This is a genomic window from Streptomyces sp. WAC05292 (genome assembly GCF_003949955.1).
GTDB classification, from domain to species: Bacteria; Actinomycetota; Actinomycetes; order Streptomycetales; family Streptomycetaceae; genus Streptomyces; species Streptomyces globosus.
The window spans coordinates 1-876 of the sequence record NZ_RPSE01000804.1 but is presented as its reverse complement, the minus strand read 5'-3'; the positions used below and the strand labels follow the sequence as shown (position 1 = coordinate 876).

Here is an 876-nt window from a genome sequence, read left to right as displayed (position 1 = left end):
TGCGCGGGCTGTGCGGTGGGGGCCCATGCGACCAGTGTCGGTACTCAGGGCGGATCTGAGTAGGGGCCCCCATGTTCCCGGCCGGTGGCGGGCGCCACACTGCGGGGCATGGACACACCCCTCCCGCCGGCCCAGGAGCTGGCCCTCATCGACCGCGAGCTGGCGCAACTGGATGCGCGCCGCGGCCATCTGCTGGCCCGCCGGGAGTGGCTGCTGCGGTCTGCGGCGCCGACCGGGTGGACGGCGCCGGCCGGGTGGGGTGGCGCGGCGGCCGCCGCGCCGGGGGCGGGCCGCCGCCCCGAGGCGTCCGCTCCGAGCGCGCAGAACGTGCTGCTGACGCTCGGTGCGGTGCTGCTGGCGGTGGCGGCGCTGGCGTTCACGCTGGTGAGCTGGGGCTCGCTGGGCATCGGTGGGCGGGCCGCCGTGCTGGCTGCGGTGACGGCGGGGGCGCTGGCCGCGCCGGCGCTGCTGGTGCGGCGCGGGCTGCGGTCGACGGCCGAGTCGGTGGCGGCGGTGGGGCTGCTGCTGACGGTGCTGGACGCGTACGCGCTGTACGCGGTCGCGCTCGCGGGCGCGGACGGGACGGCGTACGCGGCGGGGGCCGCGGCGGTGCTGGCCGCGCTGTGGGCGGCGTACGGGGCGGTGCTGCCCCGGCTGGCGGTGCCCGCTCCGGCCGCGGTGCTCGCGGTGCAGCTGCCGCTGCCGCTGGCGGTGCTCGCGGCGGAGGGGGGCCCGGTGGCGTTCGGGTGGGCGCTGCTGGCGACGGCCGCCCTGGACGGCGCGCTCGCGGCGGTCCCGGCGTGCGCGGGGTGGCTGCGGGCGCGGGCCGCGTGGACGGCCGCGGCGGTGTGGGTGCCGGCGGGGCTGCTGGGGGCG

At 80.7% G+C, this 876-nt stretch carries 1 pseudogene; it reads left to right on the top strand.

From position 1 onward, the window contains the following. Positions 1-108 precede the first annotated feature (108 nt). Positions 109-876 (top strand): annotated as a pseudogene (locus EF903_RS33145) (hypothetical protein); the annotation flags it as partial.